We start from the raw sequence: 22460 nt of genomic DNA on the forward strand, positions 1-22460 counted from the left end.
GGAAGTCCGTTCTTAGGGTCCGGTGGTATCGGGAGAGGCCAGCCACCGTTCCAGGATCACGGCAGCGGCTTCGGCATCGATCGTGGCAGCATCGCGCTTTTTCTTCAGGCCTGCAGCACGCGCGCCGGCGAAGCGTTGTGCGGCCTCCTGCGAGCTGTAGCGCTCGTCGGTGAGCATCACCGGCAGGTTGTAGCGTTGGCTGACCTTGTTGGCAAAGCGACGGGCGCCCTTGCTGGCTGGCTGCTCTTCGCCGTCGAGTGTCAGGGGCAAGCCGACCACCAGGGTCTCGGGCAACCATTCCTTGCGCAGCGCGTCGAGCTTCGACCAGTCGGGATCGCCATCGCGGACGGCGATGGCCGCCAGCCCACGCGCGCTGCCCGTGATGCGATTGCCGACGGCCACACCGATCAGGCGGCTACCGACATCGAAGCCAAACACACAGCTCATGCGTGCCCTGCGTAGCCGGGTAATTGCAGCGGGTCGACGCCCACGAGGCCCGCGGCAGCGCTCCAGCGCTCCTCCAGCGGTGTATGGAACACCACGCGTTCGTTGGCTTCGACAGTGAGCCAGGTATTGTCCTTCAGTTCCTGCTCAAGCTGGCCGGCGCTCCAGCCGGCGTAGCCCAGCGCCATCACAGCAAGGCGCGGGCCTTCGCCGTGGGCCATGGCAATGAGGATGTCGCGCGAGGTGGTCACCGACCACTCGCCATTGATCCGATAGCTCGATTCCCAGTGGCCGGGTTCACGGTGCAGCACGAAGCCGCGTTCCTGTTGTACCGGGCCACCGATCAGCACCGGCGCATCAGCCAATTCGAGGTCGCTGCATTCCAGTTTCATCTGGTCGAGCACGTCGCCCAGGCGGTATTCGGAAAGCTGGTTTACCAGCAGGCCGACGGCGCCGTCCTCGTCGTGCTGGCAGATGAAGGCCACGCCGCGGGAAAACGGTGGCTCGGCCAAACTGGGCATGGCGATCAGAAATTGACCGGCGAGGGATGACGGTTGAGAGCAGAAAGCGGGCATGGGTGCATTGTAAGCCCAGCCGGCATTGCTTGCCCGCGCGGATGCAGGCCGGGTTAAGACCCGCTGGGGATCGTCGAGGGGCCGTGACTTTGCTGCAGTCTTTCCGTGTGCGCTTGGTTCACCGATGGCTCAACGGCTGTGCAGCGTGTCGTTGGGCATGAACTGCCAGGTCCGCGTGATGTTCAACTCATCGAACCGCTCCTTATCCGACGGCAGCGCCGGGAACGGTGCGGCAAGGCGCACGATGCGTTGCGCGGCGGCGTCCAGCAGCGGCTGGCCTGAGCTTTGCACCACCTCGATGCTCTTCACGGAACCGTCGCGGTTGAGCGTCACCGTCATCAGCACGTCGCCGTGAAGGCCGCGGCGGCGTGCTTCGTTGGGATAGTTGAGGTTGCCGACGCGCTCCACCCGGTCCACCCAGCCGCGCATGTACGCCGCGTAGACGTACTCCTTGGTGTTGGATGAGATGAACTTCTTCTTAGGGCGCTTGGCGTATTGCTCGCTGCGGTCGCGCACTTCGGCGGCCAGCTGGGCCATCTCCTGCTGCCGCTTCACCTCCTCGGAAGAGTCGGGAAGATCCTGCGGTGTCCGCTCTAGCTTCGCGCTGTCGGTGCTGACGCTGTAATGGCTGTTGCCGGTCGTGGTGAGTAGCTTGTCGTCGGTGGCTTCTTGCGGGCGCGGTGCGCTGGCTTGAACGGGCTGCGGCGCCACACCGTTGGACGGGCGGGGCAGCACGCCGGACACCGGCTGGGACGGGCGGGCGGCCTTATCGCTTTCACCGCCACCGCTGTTGTTGGCCTGGGCGAGGAAGTCCGCCTTGTCTGGCGACTCGCGATTGGCCACGTCGACCAGTGTCACGTCGAGCGTGGGCAAGCTCGGCTTGGCCTTCACGTAGGTGAAGGTGATGCCAAGGATCACCACGCCGTGCAGCAATAGCGAGAAAAGCATCGTGGCGCCGAACATGTCGGCGCTGGTGCGGACAGCAGGTTGGCTCACGCAGCGCGGGTCTCGGTTCGTTTCTGCTCAACGACGTCGAAGAGCTGACCCGCAATATTAAGCCCGAATTGGGCATCCAGTTCGCGCACGCATGTCGGTGATGTGACGTTGATCTCGGTGAGGTAGTCACCGATCACGTCCAGGCCGACGAACAGCAGGCCGCGGCGGCGCAGTTCCGGTGCTACCTGGGAGACGATCCAGCGGTCGCGCTCGCTGAGCGGCACGCCCACGCCCCGTCCGCCCGCCGCCAGGTTGCCGCGGAAATCGCTGCCTTGCGGGATGCGGGCGAGCGCGTACGGCACGGGCTCACCGTCCACCACGAGAATGCGCTTGTCGCCGGCTGTGATCTCCGGGATGAACTTCTGCACCATGGTGAACTGCTTGTGCTCACCCTTGGGGCCAGCGGCAATCAGCGTTTCCAGCATGGAGTTCAGGTTGTTGTCCCCTGCCTTCACGCGGAAGATGCCGCGCCCGCCCATGCCGTCCAGCGGCTTGAGCACTACCTCGCCGTGGGTGGCGACGAAGGCGCGCAGCTCGGCCGCATCGCGGGTCACCAGGGTAGGGGCCATGCACTGCGGGAAGTGCATGGCGAACAGCTTCTCGTTGCAGTCGCGCAGGGCCTCGGGGCGGTTCACCACGGTCACGCCGGCGCGTTCAGCCAGCTCGGCCACCATGGTGTCGTAGATAAATTGCGAGTCGACCGGCGGATCCTTGCGCAGCAACACCACGTCCATCTGGCGTAAGTCTCGCCATTCGGGCTCCCCGAGAACGAACCAACCGGAGGGATCGTCCCGCACGGACAGCGGCGCCAGGCGCGCCCAGGGTTCGCCGCTGCGAGCGGCCAGATCGCCCTGTTCCATGTAGAACAAGTGATGGCCGCGCCGCTGGGCCTCCAGCAGCATGGCGAACGTGGTGTCCTTGGCGATCTTGATTGAGCCGATCGGGTCCATTAGTACGGCGACCTTGAGGGTCATCGTCATTCTCCGGTAGTAGAGCGTCTTCACTATCCGCGCCCGGTGTTGCTTGGGCGGCGGTGTGGCAGTGTATGTCGTCCGATGGTGGGAAATGGCGTTGATCGTTCCGGTGATCAAGCTCCCTTTTGAGGGTGCCGGAAGGACGGGATTGTCTCCATAGGGAAACGTCGCCGATAAGCCCCGATGTCGGCCGCCGAAGGAGGCAAAGCGTTCGATTCAATGACGTAGAACGCTATACGTGAGATTTCAGCTTGACGGCACGTCGGGCAGGCGGTAAACAGCAACGCACGAGTGCCTGCCAGCTGAACGATCGCCGTACGTCGTCCTCGACGTGCGGTTTTGTATCTAATATGGGACCGCTAGCCCAATGGTTGGCGGTCGCATGGTTTACCTGAGCCAGGGGCGGGTCGCAGGGGGGTGTTGTGAACTTGAATATGAATGGAAATGGCCTGGCCGGCCTCAAGGTCATGGTTATCGACGACTCGAAAACCATCCGCCGTACCGCCGAAACCTTGCTCAAGAAAGAAGGTTGCGACGTGCTTACGGCTGTGGACGGTTTCGAGGCGCTCGCGAAAATCTCCGACCAGAAGCCCGCGATCATCTTTGTCGACATCATGATGCCGCGTCTCGACGGCTATCAGACGTGCGCGCTGATCAAGAACAACCCGCAGTTCCGGGGCACGCCCGTCATCATGCTCAGTTCGAAAGACGGACTGTTCGACAAGGCGCGCGGCCGCATCGTGGGCGCGGAACAATATTTGACCAAGCCGTTCACCCGGGACGAACTGCTTGGTGCAATCCATCGACATGTCGTTACGGTTTAAGCCCGACGACTACAGGATCTGAGGGGGGCCTGTGGCCAATATTCTCATCATCGACGATTCGCCGACGGACGTGCGCGTGTTCACCACGCTGCTCGAACGCGCGGGCTATCAGGTCGATTCCATCGGCAACGCCGAAGACGGCATCGAGCGCGTGCGCGAGCTCAAGCCTGATTTGGTCATCATGGATGTCATCATGCCGGGCATGAACGGCTTCCAGGCCACCCGCACGCTCACGCGTGACCCGATGACGTCGGGTATCCCGATTGTCATGATCACCACCAAGTCGATGGAGACGGACCGTGTGTGGGGGCTGCGCCAAGGTGCGCGTGCCTTCATCACTAAGCCTGTCAACGAGAAAGACTTGCTGGCCTGCATCAACGACTTGCTGCCCAACGCAGCGTGAGGTGACGATGAGCCAGACCGCGTCGCTCTCGCCGTTTGAAATCCTGGCCCGTTACGAGCGTCTTTCGCTTGTGCATGCCTCCGACACACCGGAAAAGCTGGAAGCTCCCGGCCTGTGGCGCGGTATCGGCTATCGCGCGGGCAGTCGCCTGTTCGTCAGCGGCATCGACGAGATCAGCGAACTGCTGGCGGTCCCTTCGCTGACGCAGGTACCGGGTACGCAACCGTGGCTGCTGGGCGTGGCGAACGTGCGCGGCAACCTGGTGCCGGTCATCGACCTGGCACGTTTCCTGTTTGGCGAACGCACGCAGTCCACCGAACGCACGCGACTCCTCGTCGTGCGCCAGGGTGCCGGCAGCGTGGCACTGATGGTGGATGAAGTTTTCGGTCAGCGTACGGTCGATGCGGAACAGCGTCGTCACGCCGAGCAGGAAGACGATCCGCGCCTGGCACGTTTTGTGGATGATCGCGTAGGCGATTCGCGATTGGCTGTCTTCAGTATGGGTAAGCTGGTTCGTGCGCCGGATTTCCGTCAGGCTGCGGCTTGACGCGCAACAGTTGAACCACGAGTAGGACCGGCGCTGCTCAAGGCCGGAATCAGGGCGATGATCCGACGCCTTCGCCGGCATGGGCGGCGAGGCGTAGAAGGGCGAGGTGAACGAAATGAGCACTACAGGGGGCGTGGGCAAAGAGCGGGGCTATACAGGCCTCATCATTGCGCTGGTCATTGCGTTCGGTTTCACGGGTGTCGACTTCGCCATGCTCACCTTGCGTGGTCGCGAGGATGCGCAGGCGACGGGCCTGACCACTCAGATCCAGGTGTTGTCACAGCAGACGGCAAAGCTCGCGCTGGAAGCGGCGGACGGTAACGTTGACTCCTTCAAGGAGCTCGAAACCAACCGCAACACCATCGACGCGGCTATTCAGCGCCTCAACAAGGGCGACGAGAAGGGCGGCATGAAGCCCTATGCCGACAGCAACGCCACGCCCGCCGGCCGCGCCGTCAGCGCGCTCAGCAATGCCTGGGGTCAGCTCGACGGGGACATCGGCAAGATCCTTTCGAACAAGGCGCTGGTGGTGGATTCGGCGCAGCGCGCCTCCACCCTGGGTCGCGAACTGCCCCTGCTGAACTCCAGCATGGAGCAGGTGGTGAACATCCTGCAGCAGCGCGGCGGCAGCGCTGAGCAGACCTACACCTCCGCCCGTCAGATGGTGCTGGCTGACCGAATGATTCGCCGAGTGCAGGAAGTGCTGCAGGGTGGCGACGCCTCGCAGCCTGCTGCCGACGGCCTGGCCCGCGACGGCCAGCTCTACGGCTCGGTGCTCAAGGGCTTGCTCGAAGGCAACACCGAAGTCGGCGTGCGCGCCATGGGTGATGCCAACGCGCGCAAGATCCTCGCTGACATGCAGACGCAGTGGGATGGCCTGCAAGACCCAGTCGGCAAGTTGGTCGGCGCCGCCGGCAACCTCAGTGACGTGAAGCGCGCCGGCAATCAGGCGTCGCTGGATTCGCAGAACGTGCTGTTGCGTGCGAACGAGCTTGCTGACCAGATCAGCAAGCTGCCGACCCGCCGCCTGTTCCCGAACCTTTGGTGGGGTGTGCTTGGTGCGATCGGCGCGGCCGCCTTCCTGGCCGTCCTTATCGTGCAGCTGATCGCCGATCAACGCCGCCGCTTCCAGGAATCGACCGAACTCAACCAGCGTAACCAGGAGGCCATCATGCGCCTGCTGGACGAAATGGGCTCGCTCGCCGAAGGTGACCTGACCGTCAAGACGACGGTGACCGAAGACATTACGGGCGCCATCGCCGACTCGGTGAACTACGCCATCGACGAATTGCGCACCCTGGTAACGACGATCAACGAGACCTCGGAGCAGGTGTCGTCCTCGGCGCAGGAAACGCAGACCACCGCACGCCATCTGGCCGAGTCGGCACAGAATCAGGCGCAGCGCATCAGCACGGCGACCACCGCGATCAACCAGATCGCCAGCCTGATGGATACGGTGTCCAAGGACTCCGCCGAATCGGCCGACGTGGCGGAACGCTCGGTGCAGATCGCATCGCGCGGTGCGGAAGTGGTGCGCGAGACGATCTCGGGCATGGACTCCATCCGCGACCAGATCCAGGAAACGTCCAAGCGCATCAAGCGCCTGGGCGAGTCGTCGCAGGAGATCGGCTCCATCGTGGAACTGATCAACGACATCGCCGAGCAGACCAACATCCTCGCCTTGAACGCAGCCATCCAGGCGGCGTCGGCGGGTGAAGCGGGTCGCGGCTTCGCGGTCGTGGCGGACGAAGTGCAGCGCCTCGCGGAACGCTCCGCGAGCGCGACAAAGCGAATCGAAACGCTGGTGCAGACCATTCAGTCCGACACCAACGAAGCGGTGAACTCGATGGAACAGACCACCGCGGAAGTGGTGGCCGGTGCACGCCTCGCGGAAGACGCAGGCAGCGCGCTGGGTGACATCGAGCGCGTGTCGCATGACTTGTCGGCGCTGATTCAAAACATCTCCACCCAGGCGCGTCAGCAGTCGACCGCGGCAACCGATATTTCGGTGTCGATGAATGCGATCCAGGAAATTACTTCGCAGACCTCGCAAGGCGCGAGCCAGACCGCCGACTCGATCGGTTACCTGGCCCAGCTGGCGAGTGACCTGCGGCGTTCGGTGGCTCACTTTAAGCTGCCGGGTTGAACAAGCTGGCTAACAACGTTTTTTGCAGAAGCAACCTCGATGGTTGCGTGACAAAGCGTTACGTGGCCGCTGAGAGGGGCGCATGAGACTTCAAGACCATATCGATTTCACCACCCTGCAGTGGGTCAAGCCCGAGCTGGATGAAACGCTCGCCCTCGCCCGGCAGGCGTTGGAGTCCTATGTCGACAACCCGGGTGATCGGGATGCGATGCGCTCCTGCGCGGACAGCCTGCATCAGGTGCACGGCACGCTGCGCATGGTCGAGCTTTACGGCGCTGCCATGGTCACGGAGGAGATGGAAACACTCGCCATCTCGCTACTCGAAGACCATGTGGCCAACCGTGAGGAGGCTTATGCCGCGCTGATGCGCGGCCTGATGCAGCTGCCGGACTACCTGGAACGCCTTTCCGGCGGTCATCGCGACGTGCCGGTGGTGCTGTTGCCCTTGCTCAACGACTTGCGTTCGAGCCGCGGCCAGCAGGCGCTGCACGAATCGGCACTGTTCACGCCAAACCTCGAGGTCGCATTGCCGGCCCAGGCGCCAGCGACGCTGCAGGAAGTCAGCGGCGAACGCCAGCGCAGCGAAGTCACCACGCTGCGCCTGCGTTTCCAGCAGCAGTTGCTGTCGTGGTTCCGCGGCCAGGGCAGTGACCAGCAATTGGCGGGTATGGTCCAGACGCTGGACGCCATCACGGCGCGCTGCCACACCGTCCCGGGCCGTCGCCTGTGGTGGATCGCAGCCGGTGTGCTGGAAGGTGTGCAGCAAGGCGCGTTGAAGAGCCAGACCGGCGAAGTGCGCCAGTTGATCGGCAAAGTCGATCGCAGCATGCGCCAGTTGGTTGAGCACGGTGAAGCCAACCTTCGCGGTGGCGATGCCGACGAACTTGCGCGCAAGCTGCTCTACGTCGTGGGCCAGGTCCGTCAGGGCAGCCCGCGCATGGAGCTGTTGCGCCAGACCTACGCACTCGACGCGCTGCTGCCCGAGCAGAGCGAGGTCGAGCACGCACGGGGTTCCATGGCCGGCCACAATCGAGCCTTGCTCGACTCCGTGGCAAAGGCGCTGAAGGACGACCTGCTGCGCGTCAAGGAATCGCTCGATCTGTTCTTGCGCCAGACACATCCTGATCCCGCACAGCTGGCCAGCCAGACAGAGATCCTCGAGCGCGTCGGTGACACGCTGGGCATGCTCGCGCTGGGTGTGCCGCGTCGCGTGGTGAACGAGCAGCGGCGGGTGCTGGACGAAATCGTCAGCCGCGTGCGCGCGCCCGATGAAGAGCTGTTGCTCGACGTCGCCGGTGCGCTGCTGTACGTGGAAGCATCGCTGGACGATCACATCGAAAGCCTCGGCGCCGACGGCGAGCCGCTCAGCGAAGCGCCGACCGGCATGCTGCCCCGCAGCGAGGCACGCCATATCCTCGCAACGCTGATGCACGAGGCGACTGCCAACACCGGCAAGGTGAAGGACGCCATCGTCGCCTACGTTGAATCCGGTTGGCAGTCGCATCAATTGGCCGACGTAGGCCAATTGATGGATGAAGTCGCCGGTGCCCTGCGCATGTTGTCCGCACCGCGCCCGGCCGAACTGGCCGAAGGCATCGGCCGTTTCGTCGGCAACGAATTGCTGGTCGACCGTCGTGTGCCCAGCTCGGTGCAGATGGATCACCTGGCCGATGCACTGGCCGCGTTGGAGTACTACCTCGAGGCTGCGCGCGAACATCGCGGTGGGCTCGAACACATTCTGGACGTTGCCGAGCACAGCCTCAGCAGCTTGGGTTACTGGCCGCCGCCGGCCGTCCGCGCGCCGTCCGAAGACGAACTGGATGAGACGCCGCCGGAGCATGTGGCGCGCGCCGCCGACGCTGCACTCGCTGCTGCGCTCGCGAACCAGCCGGAACTGTCCGAGAGCGTCAGCGTGGCACACGGTGATGACCTGACCGGGCTGGTCGTGGGGTATAGCGAAACCCCGCAGCCCGAACCGCAGGAGATCACTGGCCTGCGCCTTGCCGACACTGTGCATATCACGCCGCAAGAGCCCGTGGAGGGCAGCGGCGAAGACGACTGGATCGAGATCGAGGAAGAAGTCGTCGAAGAAGTGCCGGTCGCCGGCGCCTCCGCGGTTGATGCAGGCTTCCAAGCCAGCACAGCCGGCATCGACGACGACATCCGCGACATTTTCCTGGAGGAAATGCAGGAAGAGATCGACAGCCTGCACGCCGCGCGCAAAAACTGGCTGGCCGACGCGCAGCAGCTCGACGCGCTGACGTCGATTCGTCGCTCCTTCCATACGCTCAAGGGTTCCGGTCGCTTGGTCGGCGCCACCCTGCTGGGCGAGTTCGCCTGGAAGGTGGAAAACATGCTCAACCGGGTGCTGGACCAGTCGGTCCCGCCGAACGAGGGCGTGCAAGAGGTCGTTTCCGCCGCCATCGATGTCCTGCCGCAGTTCCGCGCCGCGTTGATGGGCGAGGGTGCGGTCACGGCACCGGTTGCCGCGATCATGGAGATCGCCGAACGCCTGGCGGCCAATCAGGCTGATGCGCGTCTGGCCGATGTGCCCACCACGGGTGCTACCGAAACCGTGCGCCGCATCGTCCGTCGTCGCGTGCCGCGCGCGAACGTGGCCGCCGAGGCGATTCCCGCTGCGACGCTGGCCGACATCGAAACAACCCACGCCGAGGTGCTCGCACCTACGCCTGAGCACGTCTTCTTCGAAGCGCCGGTGATGCCGCCGATCGATCCGGTGCTGCTGGAAATCCTGCGTAGTGAAGTAGCGCAGTATCTGGCCACAATCCGCACCGCGATCAACCGGGTCGATGGTGAGTTGCGCGTGGAAGACAGCCTGTTGCGTGCAGTGCACACGCTGCATGGCGCCATCGCCATGGTCGACATTCCGGTGTTGACGCAGCTTTTGTCACCGCTGGAAAGCCTGCTCAAGCGCCTGCGCGCCGCGGGTCAGTCGTTGTCGCCGGAAGGCGTGCTGCTGCTCAGCCAGAGCGCCGACGCCGTCGACCATGTGATGAACCAGTTCGACGTGCCGTCGCCGCAGTTGCCGGACCTGGATGACCTGATCCATCGCCTGACCGAACTGCGCGACAGCCAGCCCGAACCCAAAGTCGCGCATGTGTTGTTCGAAACACCGATCGATCTTCAGGACGAGGTTCCGGCGCACCTTGCGGATGCTTCTCACGAAGAGTCGTTTGGCGCATCGCTGGACGAAGCACTGTCGGATGCGTCCAAACCTGTCGAGCCCGCCGCGCCGCCTGTCGTTGCCACTACGGACGACTATGCCGACGAGCTGCTCGCCGCCTTGGGTGAGTACGATCTCGACGCGCACCTGCCTGCCGCCAATCAGGCGTCGCATACGCCGCCGCACGCGCCGGTGAAGGGTGATGCGGAAAGCGACGAACTCGCCAAGTTGTATGCCGAGCTGATCGGTGAAGCCGAGACGCTGGAGATCGACCCGGTCGAGCACGATGCTGACGCGCCGGCCGAACACGCCGTTGTGCATGAAGTGAATTTCGAGGAAGCGCAACCTGTCGTCGAAGCAGAAGCGACGACGCATCACTTCATCGAAGAGACCGAAGTACCTGACGTTGCTGCGTCGACGGACGACGAGCACGCGGTGTCCATCGACGCGCTGCCACCCATCGACCTGCTGCCGATCGAAGAGATCGAGCTGGAGGTGCCGGCCATCGACGTGCCGGATGAAGAGATCGCGCTGGAAGCGCCGATCGTCGATGTGCCGGACGAAGAGATCGAGCTGGAAACGCTGGTAGCAGCCGAGCCCGCGCTTCCGGCGGAGGCATCGCCAGTCGTCGAACCGGTGGTCGACGTGCCGGACGTCGTGGAGGCCGCCGCGCAAGTGGATTCGCTCGACGAATCCTCTCTGCTGCACGGCCAGATCGATCCGGATCTGCTGGAGATCTTTATCGAGGAAGCGCGCGAGATTCTCGATCACTCTGACGGCGTGCTCGCCCAGTGGCGTGCCGAGCCGACGGCCATTGAGCATCTGGCCGAGATCCAGCGTGACCTGCATACCCTTAAGGGTGGTGCGCGCATCGCTGGCCTGATGGCCGTGGGCGACCTCACGCACGCCATCGAAACCGCCCTGGAAAAGCCGCTAAACGCAGACTCGGCGCACACCGGCGAATTGATCGCCGCGCTGGAAACGGGCTTCGATCAGTTGCACGGCCTCGTGCAGTTGGTTTCGCAGGGTCGGGCGATGCCGTATCCGCAGGCGACCATCGACCGCTTCCTGGCCATGGCTGGCGGCGGTGTCGATGTCGCGCCCACGCCGGCCGATGCCGCCAACGTGGTGCCGTTCGTGCCACGTACTGCGCCGCTGCCTGAACTGCTGCCGGAGGAGCGCGAGGAAGCGCAGTCCACGCCGCAGGAACAGATCCGCGTTCGCGCCGAACTGCTCGACTCGCTGGTGAATCACGCGGGCGAGGTGGCGATTTACCGTTCGCGCCTCGAACAGCAGGTGGCTGGCTACCGCTTCAACCTGGTCGAGCTTGACCAGACCGTGCAGCGTCTGCGCGGTCAGCTGCGCATGCTGGAAATCGAAACGGAAGCGCAGATCATCGCGCGCTTCCAGCGCGAGCATCGCGAAGCGGGCATGGCGGTGTTCGACCCGCTCGAGCTCGACCGCTTCTCGCAGTTGCAGCAGTACTCGCGTGCGCTGGCCGAGTCGGTATCCGACCTTGTGTCCATCCAGGGCATGCTGGACGAACTGACGCGTCAGGCCGAAACCTTGCTCATCCAGCAGTCGCGCGTGAGCTCCGAACTGCAGGATGGTCTGTTGCGCACGCGCATGCTGCCGTTCGACACCATGGTGCCGAACCTGCGCCGCACGCTGCGTCAGGCCGCACAGGAAGAAGGCAAGGGTGCCCAGCTCTACGTGGAGGGCGCCCACGGCGAAATGGACCGCAACCTGCTTGACCGCATCAAGGCTCCGTTTGAGCACATGCTGCGTAACGCGGTGGCGCACGGTATCGAATCGCCGGCTGATCGCCGCAAGGCAGGCAAGCCAGAAGAGGGCGCTGTACGCATCCGCGTGGCGCGCGAAGCGACCGAAGTGGTTGTGCGCGTGACGGACGATGGCCGCGGCCTCGATCGCGACGCCATCCGCAAACGCGGCGTGGAACGCGGTCTGGTTCGTGCCGATGCGCGCCTAAGCGACGATCAGGTGCTCGCTCTCATCACGCAGCCGGGCTTCTCCACCGCCAGCACCGTGACCCAGCTCGCTGGCCGTGGCGTGGGCATGGACGTGGTGGCGAACGAAATCAAGCAGCTCGGCGGTGCGCTGTCGATCGAATCGAAGGAAGGCCAGGGCACCACGTTCGTGCTGCGTCTGCCGTTCACCCTGGCGGTGACGCAGGCCATCCTGGTCCGCGTCGGCGAGTCTGCCTTCGCCATCCCGATGACCTCGGTGCAGGGTGTGGCGCGTATTAGCCCGGCGGAACTGGCCGAGCGCATGGCTGATCCGGAGCCGACCTTCCTGTACGGCGGCGAGAGCTACGACATCCACGAGCTGTCGGGGTTGCTGGGCATTACGGCCAGCCACGCCGGTGATGAAGAACAGATTCCCCTGTTGCTGACGCGCGCCGGTGACTTGCGCGGTGCGATCCGTATCGATGCCGTCATCGGCTCGCGCGAAATCGTGGTGAAGTCGGTCGGCCCGCAGATCAGCTCGGTGCCCGGCATTCTCGGCGCGACCATCATGGGTGACGGCTCCGTGCTGATCATTCTCGATCTCGCCCCGCTGGTACGCCACGGTGTGATCCGCCGCCGGGCGCGACTCGACGAAGGCCTCAGTGCGGTGGCCACGCCGGTGGTGGAAGAGTCGCGCGTGCGTCCGCTGGTGATGGTGGTCGACGACTCCATCACCATGCGCAAGGTGACTGGCCGCGTGCTGGAGCGTCACGAGTACGAAGTCGCCACGGCGAAGGACGGCGTGGACGCACTCGAGAAGTTGCACGAGCGCGTGCCTGACCTGATGCTGCTCGACATCGAGATGCCGCGCATGGACGGTTACGAGCTGGCCACGCATATGAAGGCCGATTCGCGATTCCGCGACGTGCCGATCATCATGATCACGTCGCGTACCGGCGATAAGCATCGCCAGCGCGCGTTCGACATCGGCGTGGACCGTTACCTCGGCAAGCCTTACCAGGAGGCCGAGCTGCTGATGCAGATCGGCGAGGTGCTCGAGCAGCGCACCACGGAGTCGCTCAATGGCTGAAACGGCGACTGTGGTAGCCCTGTTGTTCGATGACGTGGAGCTCGGCGGCCAACTGCGCGAGGCACTGCGAGAGCGTGGGGCGAGGATCGTGCACGAAGGTGCCCTGTCCACCCTGAGCAAACAGATGCTCGACACCACCCGCGCGGAAGTGCTGGTGGTGAACCTGGACGATGACGCCGAGAACGACCTCGATCGCCTTTACGACGTGCTCGATGGCGACAGGCCGCGCGTGGTGTTCAACGACGCTGCCGCTAGCCGTTCCCTTGATGGTTGGGATCGTGCGCGCTGGGCGCGCCATCTCGCCGTGAAGGTCATGGCCCAGGGGGATCTGGATCCGCCGCGTCCGCTCGACGCGCCGGCTGTTCCCGAGGTGGTCGCACCTGCGGCCGTGGAAAGCGTGGCCGCCATGGGCGTCGAAGCGCCCGCGTGGGATCTCACCTCGCTTGTGGATACGACGGAAGTGGCGCCGGCGGCACCGCAGGTCAGCGCTGCGACCGAAGTGGAATCCGAATCGCTGGCGGCGGAGCTCGAAGCCTTGCTTGCCGCCGACGAACCCGTGGTAGCGGATGAAGCCCATGCATCGCATTCGCCGCAGCAGGGGCACGACGAGTCCTTGCATGCCGATGATTTTGCGGCGCTGGACGATCTGCCGCTCGATACGGGAGATGAGTTTGGCTCGGGCCTGAAGTTCAGCGCTGACGACGAATTGCCGCCGTTGCACGATGGCAACTTCGGCACGACCGCGCATGAGGCCACCGCGCCCGATCACGACTTTGGCTCGGGCCTGAAATTCAATGCCACCGACGAACTGCCTCCGTTGCACGACGGTAGGTTCGGCGTGGAAACGCTCGCTACGCAGGGACCTGCGCCTATTGAAGAGCTGACCCACGAAGCGGTGTCTCATCAGGTGCCTTCGTTCCAATTGGATCATCTCGCGCTGGCGCCACTGGACGACTCGTTCATGCCAGCGACGGCAGATGCTGCGAAGCCGTCGTCGTCGGTGCTGGATCTGGCGTCGGGCTGGTCCCTGGTCGACGAAGATGATGCGCACGCGCCTGTCGCGGCCCCTGCGCCCGCACCGGCGAACCCGAAGGAGTTCGGGGTCGAGAAGTTGAGCGCGGCAGATTTCCTGGCGCCGGAAGGTGGCGAGGAACACGCTTCCATCATCGAGCCAGGAGCGGCGCTGGAACTGGTGTCGATGGAAGAAGCCCTGGCGCCGAAGGAGTACGACGCCGGCACCGAGATGTTGCTCGACGACCTGGATAGCGCGATCGGTCGCCTGCTCGTGCTGGGCGCCGCGGCAGACAGCCTGGAGGCAGTGTGCTCGTTCCTGTCGATGTTGCCGATGGACCTGCGCATCGCGGTGCTGCATGTCCAGCATCTCGGCGGCAAGTCGGTTGAGGCCTTGTCCGATACGTTGACGCGCCATAGCGACCTCCCCGTGCGTATCGCCGGCCCTGGTGTGCGGGCCCGCGTGGGTGAGGTGCTGGTTGTCCCCGGTGGACAGCAGGCGCGCATCCATCGCGATGGGCGCGTGGAGTTGCAGTCACTGGAGAACAATGACATGCGCAGTTCGCCGATCGACGCGAGCTTCACCATGGCGGCCAACGTGTTCGGTCGCAGCGCACAGGGCATCGTCTTCGCGGGACAAGCCAACGATGCGCTCGGTGGCTGCCAGGCGATCCATGATCGCGGTGGCCAGGTCTGGATTGAGTCTTCCGACGGTCACTTCGCGGACATGGTGCACGGCATCGAGGCCGAGCGGTTGCACAGTTATTCGGGTACGCCAGCCGAGTTGGCGGCGCGCCTGGTGGAAGAGACGTTGATGGAGGGCCGGCGATGAGTGATCTACCACTACCACGTGAAATCCGTTGCGTATTGGTGCCGGTTGGCAACCTGCGCCTGCTGTTGCCCAACGCCACCGTGGCCGAAGTGATCACCATGCCCGCGCCCGAACCCATGGAAGGTTCGCCGCCATGGTTGCTGGGTCGCATTGCGTGGCGTGGCTGGCGCGTGCCGTTGGTGTCGTTCAATACGCTGGCAGGTGCCGGCGAGGGCGATAGCGAGCAGGCGGTGCGCGTGGCCGTGCTGAAGGCGCTGGGCGGGCATGCGGACCTGCCGTTCATCGCGGTGGTCACCCAGGGTTTTCCGCGTCTGACCACGCTCAATGCCGAGCTGATCATTCCCACGCATGACGGTGCGCCGTTGCCCCCAGGTGTACGCGCGCAGGTACTGGTGCGCGATGACATCGCGGTGATCCCGGATCTGGAAGGGATTGAGGCGGAATTGATCGAGTTGCTTGAACTCGCAAGCTGAGCTCGGCAGGACGTGAGCCTTTAACTCCCTCTCCCCTATGGGGAGAGGGTTGGGGTGAGGGGTCAACCTAGCCTCGACCTTCCAACTAGCTCGTCATCCCGGCGCACACCCAAAAGCGTGCGATTCACACATCGCCATGCAACGCCTGCAGCGCTGCCAGTGCTGCCAGCCCCGCCGTTTCCGTGCGGAGGATGCGCGGCCCAAGGCGTAGGCCGGTAAAGCCGGCGTCAGTGAGTGCTGCAGTATCGCGTTGACCCAAGCCGCCCTCGGGACCCACCACCAGCACGCCACCTGCCGCGGAGAACTTCAGTTCGCCTGGACGATGGGTGCCTTCGGGCAACAGGGCCAGGCGCAGTGCGCCGTCTTGGGGAAGGTCGCGGAGCCAATGTTCCAGCGGGATGGCTGGTAAGACCTCAGGCAGACGTGCGCGGCCGCTCTGCTCACAGGCGCTGGCGACGACGGCCTGCCAGTGGGCCAGCCGTTTTTCGGCGCGACTGGCGTCAAGTTTCACTTCGGAGCGTTCGGTCAGCAGCGGAATGATGCGCGCCACGCCCAGTTCGGTGGCCTTCTGCACGATCAAGTCCATCTTCTCGCCGCGCGCCACGCCCTGGGCCAGCGTCAGTGGCAATGGCGATTCATTGGCCACCGGCAGGGCGGCTTCCACCCGTACCTGGACATCGCGCTTGCCGACGGACTGGATCACGGCGGGATAGTCCACGCCGTCGCCATTGAACAAGGTAATCGGGGCGCCTGTCGTCAATCGCAGCACGCGCGCCACGTGTTCGCCCGCCTGTGCTGGCAGGTCCAACGCCTGGCCGATGGCGAGCGGTAGTTCGACATGTATACGGATCGTGCGCATGGAGCGTTATCAGAGGAACGGAAACGAAAAGCATAGCGGACCGGAGAAATACCGTCCCATGCGGTCTGCGAGCGGTTAGCTGAATGCGCGGGAGATGCCCACGCAGCGGCATTTGCCTGTTAGCGGCTACCGGCGCAGCATGTCACACATCCCCTGTTCCCCGGAGGTGGATCATGGTCAGCAAATCCCTTCTCATCCTTGTCATGACACTGGGCGTCGCCCCGATCGCCATGGCGCAGGAAAACCCCGCGCCCGCGGCTCAGTCAACCCTGCAGGGCGCCGGCAACCCGAACGCGTCGCAGAGCCCGTTGAAACCCGGCAATCGCAACTGCTTGCAATCGACCGGTAGCCTGATCCCGGCCAAGCAGGGTACTTGCCTGCCGGTGGCCGGTCGGAGCTACAGCCGTCAGGACATCCTCAACACGGGCCAGGTGGATACGGGCCGGGCGCTGGAGCAGTTGGATCCGAGCATCACGGTGCGTGGCGGCCACTAAGCCACGGCGCGCTCGATGCCTGCGATCGCGGTATCGACCAAGTGGTCGATCTCGTCGGTGCTGACGACGTAGGGCGGCATGAAGTAAATGATGTCGCCCAGCGGGCGTAGCAGTGCCTCGTGTTCCAGGCCGTGCAAGTAGACGCGTAGTCCACGTCGTTCCGATGAAGGGAACGGCGTGCGGGTTGCTTTGTCCGCCACCAGTTCCACTGCGCCAATCATGCCGGTCTGCCGTACGTCAGCTACATGCGGATGATCGCGTAGCGGTGCCAGTCGTTTGGCCAGATGTGCCGCCAATACGCGATTGCGCTCAAGCACGGGTTCGTCGCGGAATATCCGCAGGGTTTCCAGCGCCACGCGGCAGGCCAGTGGGTTGCCGGTGTAGCTGTGCGAGTGCAGGAATGCCTTGCCTGCGCTGTATTCGGCATAGAACGCTTCGTACACGTTTGCCGTGGTCAGCACCGCCGACAGCGGTAGAAAACCGCCGGTGAGCCCCTTGGAGAGACACATGAAGTCCGGCGAGACGCTGGCCTGTTCGCACGCGAACAGCGTGCCGGTGCGGCCGAAGCCCACGGCGATTTCGTCGGCGATGAAATGCACGTGGTATTCGTCGCACAGACGGCGCAACCCCGCGAGATAGTCCGGGTGATACATGCGCATGCCTCCGGCACATTGCACCAGAGGCTCCACGATGACGGCGCACACCTCGTGCGCGTGCGCCTCCAGCAAGTGGCGGAGCTCGTCCAGGCGTCGCTGTGCGACTTCGCTCGCGCTCTCGCCGGGAAGCGCTTCATAAGTGTCTGCGGAGGGCGCGAGGATGGGCGTGAGCAACAGCGGCGCGTAGGTCTTGCGATAGAGCGCGACGTCGCTGACTGAAAGCGCGCCTAGCGTTTCGCCGTGGTAGCTGCCGGTCAATGCGATGAAGCGCGTTTTCTCACCGTGACCCTGATTGAGCCAATAGTGGAAGCTCATCTTCAGCGCCACTTCGATGGCGGCCGAGCCGTTGTCCGCATAGAACACGCGATCGAGTCCCGGCGGCGTCACGCGTACCAGTTCTTCCGCCAGCGCTACGCCGGGCTCGTGCGTGAAGCCCGCGAAGATCACGTGCTCCAGCGTGTGGGCCTGTTCGGCGAGTGCCGCCGCCAGACGAGGGTTGGCGTGGCCAAACAGATTGGTCCACCACGAACTGATGCCGTCGAGATAGCGGCGGCCGTTCGTGTCGATGAGCCAGGCGCCTTCGCCGCGGGCGATAGGCACCATCGGCACCGTGCGGTGGTCGTACATCTGCGTGCAGGGGTGCCAGAGCAGGCTCAGGTCGCGACGCACCAGCGCGTCGCCAGCAGGGAGGGTATTCATCGGGCTATGATCGGGGTTTCGAGCATGCACGCTCAAGTCCCGCGTCCTGTCTGGGAGCCGAGTTGAAGGTCTGGCGTATTGCACTTATGGGCCTGGTGGCCTTGTTGCTGGCGGTTTTCGTGCTGCTTTGGTTCCTGCCGGCCCGTTGGGCCATGCCGTGGCTGGAGAGTCGGCTGAACGGTGCGCAATTGCAGGACGTCAGTGGCCTGCTATGGGATGGCAAGGCGGGAAAATTGTTGTCTGCCAAGGGCGAGAACCTGGGCGAGTTGCAATGGCAGCTTTCGCGTGCCGCCCTATTGGGTGACAACCGGTTGCATGTGGAACTGCATGGCCCCCGCGTGGATTTCGCGGGCAACATGACGGGAAAGCAGGCCGCCGAGGCTACCTGGACGGACGTCCAAATGCGCGTTGACCTGGATGTTCTCGGCACTGGCCCCATGGTGCTGGGCGGATGGCCGCGCGGCACGCTTCGCGCGACGGCCGCTCATCTCCAGTTGCGCGGTGGTTGGCCGGGGAGCCTTGATGCCCATGTGCAATGGCAGGCAGCAGCGCTCCGCACGGTAGCGCTGGGCGAGCTCCCGCTAGGCGATCTGCGTGCGGAGCTGCAGGCGGTGAATGGCGTGATCGAAGGGCACGTGCAGGACGATGGCAACGGCCCGCTACGCGTCGACGGTCGCTTGCAGCTCAGTCCTCTCGCGCGGCGTTTCACTGCCGTCACCGCGCCAAGAGGGCAACATCCGGAGCTTCAGCGCTGGCTGGCGGCTTTTGGCACCACTGATGCCGATGGCGTCACGCACATCAACTACAGTGGTGGTCTCGCAGCCGCCCTCCGCGGGGAGAAACGATGAGCGAACTGAACCTGTCCAAGGCGCTGGACGCCGCGCGCGAAGCCGCGGAAGCCGCTGGCGTCGTGCTGCGGCACTACTGGCGCAAGGGTGTGGCGGTGGAACTCAAGAGCGACGACACGCCGGTGACGGCGGCGGACCGCGAAGCAGAGTTGACCATTCGCGAGATCCTGCAAAAAGCGCTACCCGAGGCATCGATCTTTGGCGAAGAGTTCGGCCGTGACGACCATGGCAATGACTTGCTGTGGATGGTCGATCCCTTGGACGGCACCAAGAGTTTCGTGCGCCGCACGCCATTTTTCTCTACACAGATCGCGCTGATGCATCGTGGCGAACTGGTGCTCGGCGTGTCGAGCGCACCGGTTTACGGCGAGACCATGTGGGCGAGCAAAGACGGTGGCGCGTGGTTCAACGGTGAGCGCGTCCACGTGGCCGACACCCGAGATATGGCCAAGGCCTCCCTTTCCACCGGCAACATCAAGACCCTGACCAAGGACGCGCGCTGGGCCGCGTTGGGCGCGATGATTCGCGACAGCAACCGCATCCGTGGCTACGGTGATTTCTGCCACTACCACTTGCTGGCGCGCGGCGGGCTAGACCTGGTGATCGAGTCGGATGTCAGCATCCTGGACGTGGCCGCGTTGGCCGTCATCGTGCGGGAGGCGGGCGGCGTATTCACGGATCTCGCCGGCAAGGCGCTTACGCTAGACACCACCAGCGTGCTGGCGGGAACGCCCGCCATCCACGCGCTGGCACTTGACCGATTTTCCACCTCCCACTGAGAGACCGTCATGGAAGACCTGATTCCGATCTACTCCATCCTCATTGGCACCGCGCCCGTATTCGTTGCCTGCGTCGTCGGCATCGTGATGGCCGGCGTGTACTGGTCCAGGGCGCGCAAATCGGCTTTGTTGATGCTGGTGGCCTGCGTGCTGCAGGCGTTGCTTCTCGTCGCGCATTCGGTGATGAGTGGCTGGTATATCCCTCACTTGATGCATGAGGGCACTTATTCCACCACCCAGGTGCTTATCACGTCCTGGGCCTTGGTCAGCAGCCTGCTGCATGCCATCGCTCTCGGCCTGATGATCTGGGCCGCCTTCTCCGGCCGCCATCACGCGCCGCCGCCCCCCTGACCCCCGCGCTACAATCGCCCGATGCCAAAGCCACCGATCATCCATGCCACCCGGGACGTGCACGACAGCAGCTTCCTGCGCGTCGAGCAGCTCGACCTGGAGTTCTCCAACGGAGAGCGCCGCACCTATGAGCGCCTGAAGGGCGGTGGACTCGGCGCCGTCATCATCGTGCCGATGATCGACGACGAGACCGTGCTGCTCGTGCGCGAGTACGGCGCCGGCGTGGGACGGTACGAACTAAGCTTGCCCAAGGGGCGACTTGATCGTGACGAGACCGTGGAGCAGGGGGCTGACCGCGAACTCAAGGAGGAGGTCGGCTACGGCGCGCGCAAGCTCAAAATTCTGCACAACCTGTCGTTGTCGCCTTCGTACATGACGCACATGGCCCACGTGGTGCTCGCGCAGGATCTATACCCGGAACGCTTGGAGGGCGATGAGCCCGAAGAGCTGGAAGTGGTTCCATGGAAGCTCGCCGATCTGCACGTGCTTATCGCGCGGGACGACGTCACCGAAGGCCGTTCCATCGCCGCCCTCTTTATGGCCCGCGAGTATCTTGCGGGCCGCTTTTCGCCGACATGACTCAAGCCCCTTTTTCCAAGCTGCTGCAGCAGATCGCTGCGATCGCCCGTGACGCCGCCGAGGCGATCCTCGTTGTTTATGGCGAAGACTTCGAAGTCGAACGCAAGCAGGATCATTCGCCGGTCACCGCCGCCGATCTCGCCGCGCAACGCGTGATTACCGCGGGTCTTGCTGCGCTGGATGACGTCCTTCCGGTGATTTCCGAGGAAGCCCGCGCCGCGCCGTGGTCGCAGCGACGCGAGTGGCAGCGTTATTGGCTGGTCGATCCGCTGGACGGCACACGCGAGTTCATCAAGCGCAATGGCGAGTTCACCGTGAACATCGCACTCATCGAGAACCATCAGCCTGTGCTGGGTGTGGTGTTGGCGCCGGTCACCGGCGAGCTCTATGTCGCGGCACGCGGCGAGGGTGCCTGGTTGCAGCGCGAGACGGGCGGGGCCTGGCAGCGCATCGGCACGCGACGTATGGCGGAGCCCGCCACCGTGGCCGGCAGTCGCTCGCACGGTGGCTCGGGCGCGGCTTTGCTGCAGCAGTTGATTGGCGACGACTACGCGTCGAAGCCGCTGGGCTCATCGCTGAAATTCTGCGTGGTAGCGCGTGGCGATGCGGACGTCTATTTGCGTCGAGGCGCTACCAGTGAATGGGATACCGCGGCAGCGCAGAGCGTGCTGGAGGAAGCCGGTGGGGCCGTACTCGACCTTGCGGGTGAGCCGTTGCGCTACAACCGTGGCGATTCGCTGATCAATCCGGAATTCATCGCCATAGGTGACGTCTCCATCGACTGGAAAGCACGCTTGCAGTCGGCGGATATGGACGCCTCATGAGCGACGCGCGCCGACACGACATGGACGACCTGCTCGCGATCATGACGCGCCTGCGCGATCCGCAGAACGGTTGCCCTTGGGATGTGCAGCAGGATTTCTCCACCATTGCGCCGTATACCATCGAAGAGGCGTACGAGGTGGCCGATGCCATCGATCGCAAGGATTGGCATGACCTGCGCGATGAGCTGGGTGACTTGCTTTTACAGGTGGTCTTCCACGCGCAGATGGCGAGAGAGGCGAGCTTGTTCGAGTTCTCCGACGTGGCGCATGCGATCAGCGAGAAGATGCTGCGGCGCCATCCGCATGTCTTCGGCGATGAGCGCTATGACGATCTCGATGCGCAGAAGCAGGCCTGGGACGATATCAAGGCCGCCGAACGCGCCGCCAAGGGCGAAGAGCACGACGACAGTGCGCTCGCCGGCGTTTCACGCGGACTACCCGAATGGAAGCGAGCGCTGAAATTGCAGGAACGCGCTGCCCGGGTCGGCTTTGACTGGCCCGATGAACAGCCCGTGCTGGACAAGTTGCTGGAAGAGGTCGGCGAGGTACGCGCCGAGTTCGCCAACGGCCGAGACACGCATCGTCTGCAGGACGAGATCGGTGACGTTCTGTTCGTCGTGGTGAATCTTGCCCGGCATGCCAACGTGGATTTCTCCCAGGCGCTGCGTCACGCGAATGCCAAGTTCGAACGACGCTTCCGCGCGATGGAGCAACTGGCGCATGCCGATGGCAAGCCCTTGCCCGAGCAGGATCTGGCCTCCCAGGAAATGCTGTGGCAACGCGCGAAGCAGCAGGAAAAACCGGTCGCCTGAGATAGCTTCAGCGAAGGATAAAAAGGAGGCACGGGCTCTGGGGTTCCCGTGCCTCAGGGCATGGCGCTGCCTAACGGCAGTGCCGCTTTTCTT

The 22460-nt window shown here is 64.2% G+C and carries 20 protein-coding genes; 14 read left to right on the top strand and 6 right to left on the bottom strand.

The genetic code is table 11. The features are described 5' to 3' along the window. Nucleotides 1-12 precede the first annotated feature (12 nt). The 4 genes from ruvX to gshB form a co-directional block, all read right to left on the bottom strand. Nucleotides 13-447 (bottom strand): Holliday junction resolvase RuvX, encoded by a 435-nt coding sequence (gene ruvX, locus DyAD56_RS07455; RefSeq protein ID WP_102302109.1) that lies wholly within the window; start codon nt 445-447, stop codon nt 13-15. Next, the gene (locus DyAD56_RS07460; protein ID WP_102302110.1) at nt 444-1019 is read right to left on the bottom strand and encodes a YqgE/AlgH family protein; all 576 of its coding nucleotides are present in this window, start codon (nt 1017-1019) and stop codon (nt 444-446) included. The genes ruvX and DyAD56_RS07460 overlap by 4 nt, the downstream gene beginning before the upstream one ends. Nucleotides 1020-1148: 129 nt before the next feature. Then, nucleotides 1149-2015, bottom strand: coding sequence for an energy transducer TonB (locus tag DyAD56_RS07465; protein ID WP_233202322.1), 867 nt, complete (start codon nt 2013-2015; stop codon nt 1149-1151). Further along, complete coding sequence (gene gshB, locus DyAD56_RS07470) at nt 2012-2989, bottom strand: glutathione synthase (protein WP_102302111.1); 978 nt, start codon at nt 2987-2989, stop codon at nt 2012-2014. Before gshB ends, DyAD56_RS07465 begins: the two co-directional genes overlap by 4 nt. A gap of 422 nt (nt 2990-3411) precedes the next feature. Here gshB and DyAD56_RS07475 point away from each other — a divergent pair, with 422 nt between their 5' ends. The 7 genes from DyAD56_RS07475 (at nt 3412) to DyAD56_RS07505 (ending at nt 15466) form a co-directional block, all read left to right on the top strand. Then, nucleotides 3412-3813, top strand: coding sequence for a response regulator (locus DyAD56_RS07475; RefSeq protein ID WP_275666955.1), 402 nt, complete (start codon nt 3412-3414; stop codon nt 3811-3813). 31 nt (nt 3814-3844) lie between these two features. After that, on the top strand, nt 3845-4216 hold the full coding sequence (locus DyAD56_RS07480; protein WP_102302113.1) for a response regulator: 372 nt from the start codon (nt 3845-3847) through the stop codon (nt 4214-4216). 7 nt (nt 4217-4223) lie between these two features. Further along, nucleotides 4224-4763, top strand: a complete 540-nt coding sequence (locus DyAD56_RS07485; RefSeq protein ID WP_102302114.1) for a chemotaxis protein CheW — start codon at nt 4224-4226, stop codon at nt 4761-4763. A 115-nt stretch (nt 4764-4878) separates the two neighbouring features. Then, on the top strand, nt 4879-6909 hold the full coding sequence (locus DyAD56_RS07490; RefSeq protein WP_102302115.1) for a methyl-accepting chemotaxis protein: 2031 nt from the start codon (nt 4879-4881) through the stop codon (nt 6907-6909). Nucleotides 6910-6991: 82 nt separating this feature from the next. Then, entirely contained in the window at nt 6992-13150 is a 6159-nt protein-coding gene (locus DyAD56_RS07495; protein WP_102302116.1) for an Hpt domain-containing protein, read from the top strand. Further along, nucleotides 13143-14993, top strand: coding sequence for a chemotaxis protein CheB (locus tag DyAD56_RS07500; protein ID WP_102302117.1), 1851 nt, complete (start codon nt 13143-13145; stop codon nt 14991-14993). Before DyAD56_RS07495 ends, DyAD56_RS07500 begins: the two co-directional genes overlap by 8 nt. Further along, nucleotides 14990-15466, top strand: coding sequence for a chemotaxis protein CheW (locus DyAD56_RS07505; protein ID WP_102302118.1), 477 nt, complete (start codon nt 14990-14992; stop codon nt 15464-15466). Before DyAD56_RS07500 ends, DyAD56_RS07505 begins: the two co-directional genes overlap by 4 nt. A gap of 124 nt (nt 15467-15590) precedes the next feature. Here DyAD56_RS07505 and DyAD56_RS07510 read toward each other — a convergent pair whose 3' ends face one another. Beyond that, nucleotides 15591-16325 (bottom strand): 16S rRNA (uracil(1498)-N(3))-methyltransferase, encoded by a 735-nt coding sequence (locus DyAD56_RS07510; protein ID WP_102302119.1) that lies wholly within the window; start codon nt 16323-16325, stop codon nt 15591-15593. 173 nt (nt 16326-16498) lie between these two features. Between DyAD56_RS07510 and DyAD56_RS07515 the strand changes: the two genes are divergently transcribed. After that, complete coding sequence (locus tag DyAD56_RS07515; RefSeq protein WP_102302120.1) at nt 16499-16819, top strand: hypothetical protein; 321 nt, start codon at nt 16499-16501, stop codon at nt 16817-16819. Here DyAD56_RS07515 and bioA read toward each other — a convergent pair. Next, a complete protein-coding gene (gene bioA / locus DyAD56_RS07520) occupies nt 16816-18174 on the bottom strand; it encodes an adenosylmethionine--8-amino-7-oxononanoate transaminase (protein WP_102302121.1) in 1359 nt (452 codons plus the stop codon). The two genes, DyAD56_RS07515 and bioA, sit on opposite strands and share 4 nt — an antisense overlap. Nucleotides 18175-18236: 62 nt before the next feature. Between bioA and DyAD56_RS07525 the strand changes: the two genes are divergently transcribed. From DyAD56_RS07525 to mazG, 6 genes are read left to right on the top strand one after another with little or no spacing between them, the layout of a single operon-like run. Next, nucleotides 18237-19022: a type II secretion system protein N gene (locus DyAD56_RS07525; RefSeq protein ID WP_146010458.1), complete on the top strand. Its 786-nt coding sequence runs from the start codon at nt 18237-18239 to the stop codon at nt 19020-19022. Continuing rightward, entirely contained in the window at nt 19019-19801 is a 783-nt protein-coding gene (locus DyAD56_RS07530; protein WP_102302123.1) for an inositol monophosphatase family protein, read from the top strand. The genes DyAD56_RS07525 and DyAD56_RS07530 overlap by 4 nt, the downstream gene beginning before the upstream one ends. Nucleotides 19802-19810: 9 nt before the next feature. After that, nucleotides 19811-20152, top strand: coding sequence for a hypothetical protein (locus DyAD56_RS07535; protein ID WP_102302124.1), 342 nt, complete (start codon nt 19811-19813; stop codon nt 20150-20152). Nucleotides 20153-20173: 21 nt separating this feature from the next. Beyond that, nucleotides 20174-20731 (top strand): ADP compounds hydrolase NudE, encoded by a 558-nt coding sequence (nudE, locus tag DyAD56_RS07540; protein WP_102302125.1) that lies wholly within the window; start codon nt 20174-20176, stop codon nt 20729-20731. Continuing rightward, nucleotides 20728-21555 (top strand): 3'(2'),5'-bisphosphate nucleotidase CysQ, encoded by an 828-nt coding sequence (gene cysQ / locus DyAD56_RS07545; RefSeq protein ID WP_102302126.1) that lies wholly within the window; start codon nt 20728-20730, stop codon nt 21553-21555. The genes nudE and cysQ overlap by 4 nt, the downstream gene beginning before the upstream one ends. Continuing rightward, a complete protein-coding gene (gene mazG, locus DyAD56_RS07550) occupies nt 21552-22367 on the top strand; it encodes a nucleoside triphosphate pyrophosphohydrolase (RefSeq protein ID WP_102302127.1) in 816 nt (271 codons plus the stop codon). Before cysQ ends, mazG begins: the two co-directional genes overlap by 4 nt. Nucleotides 22368-22460 lie beyond the last annotated feature (93 nt).

The organism is Dyella sp. AD56 (genome assembly GCF_002878475.1).
Classification (GTDB): domain Bacteria; phylum Pseudomonadota; class Gammaproteobacteria; order Xanthomonadales; family Rhodanobacteraceae; genus Dyella.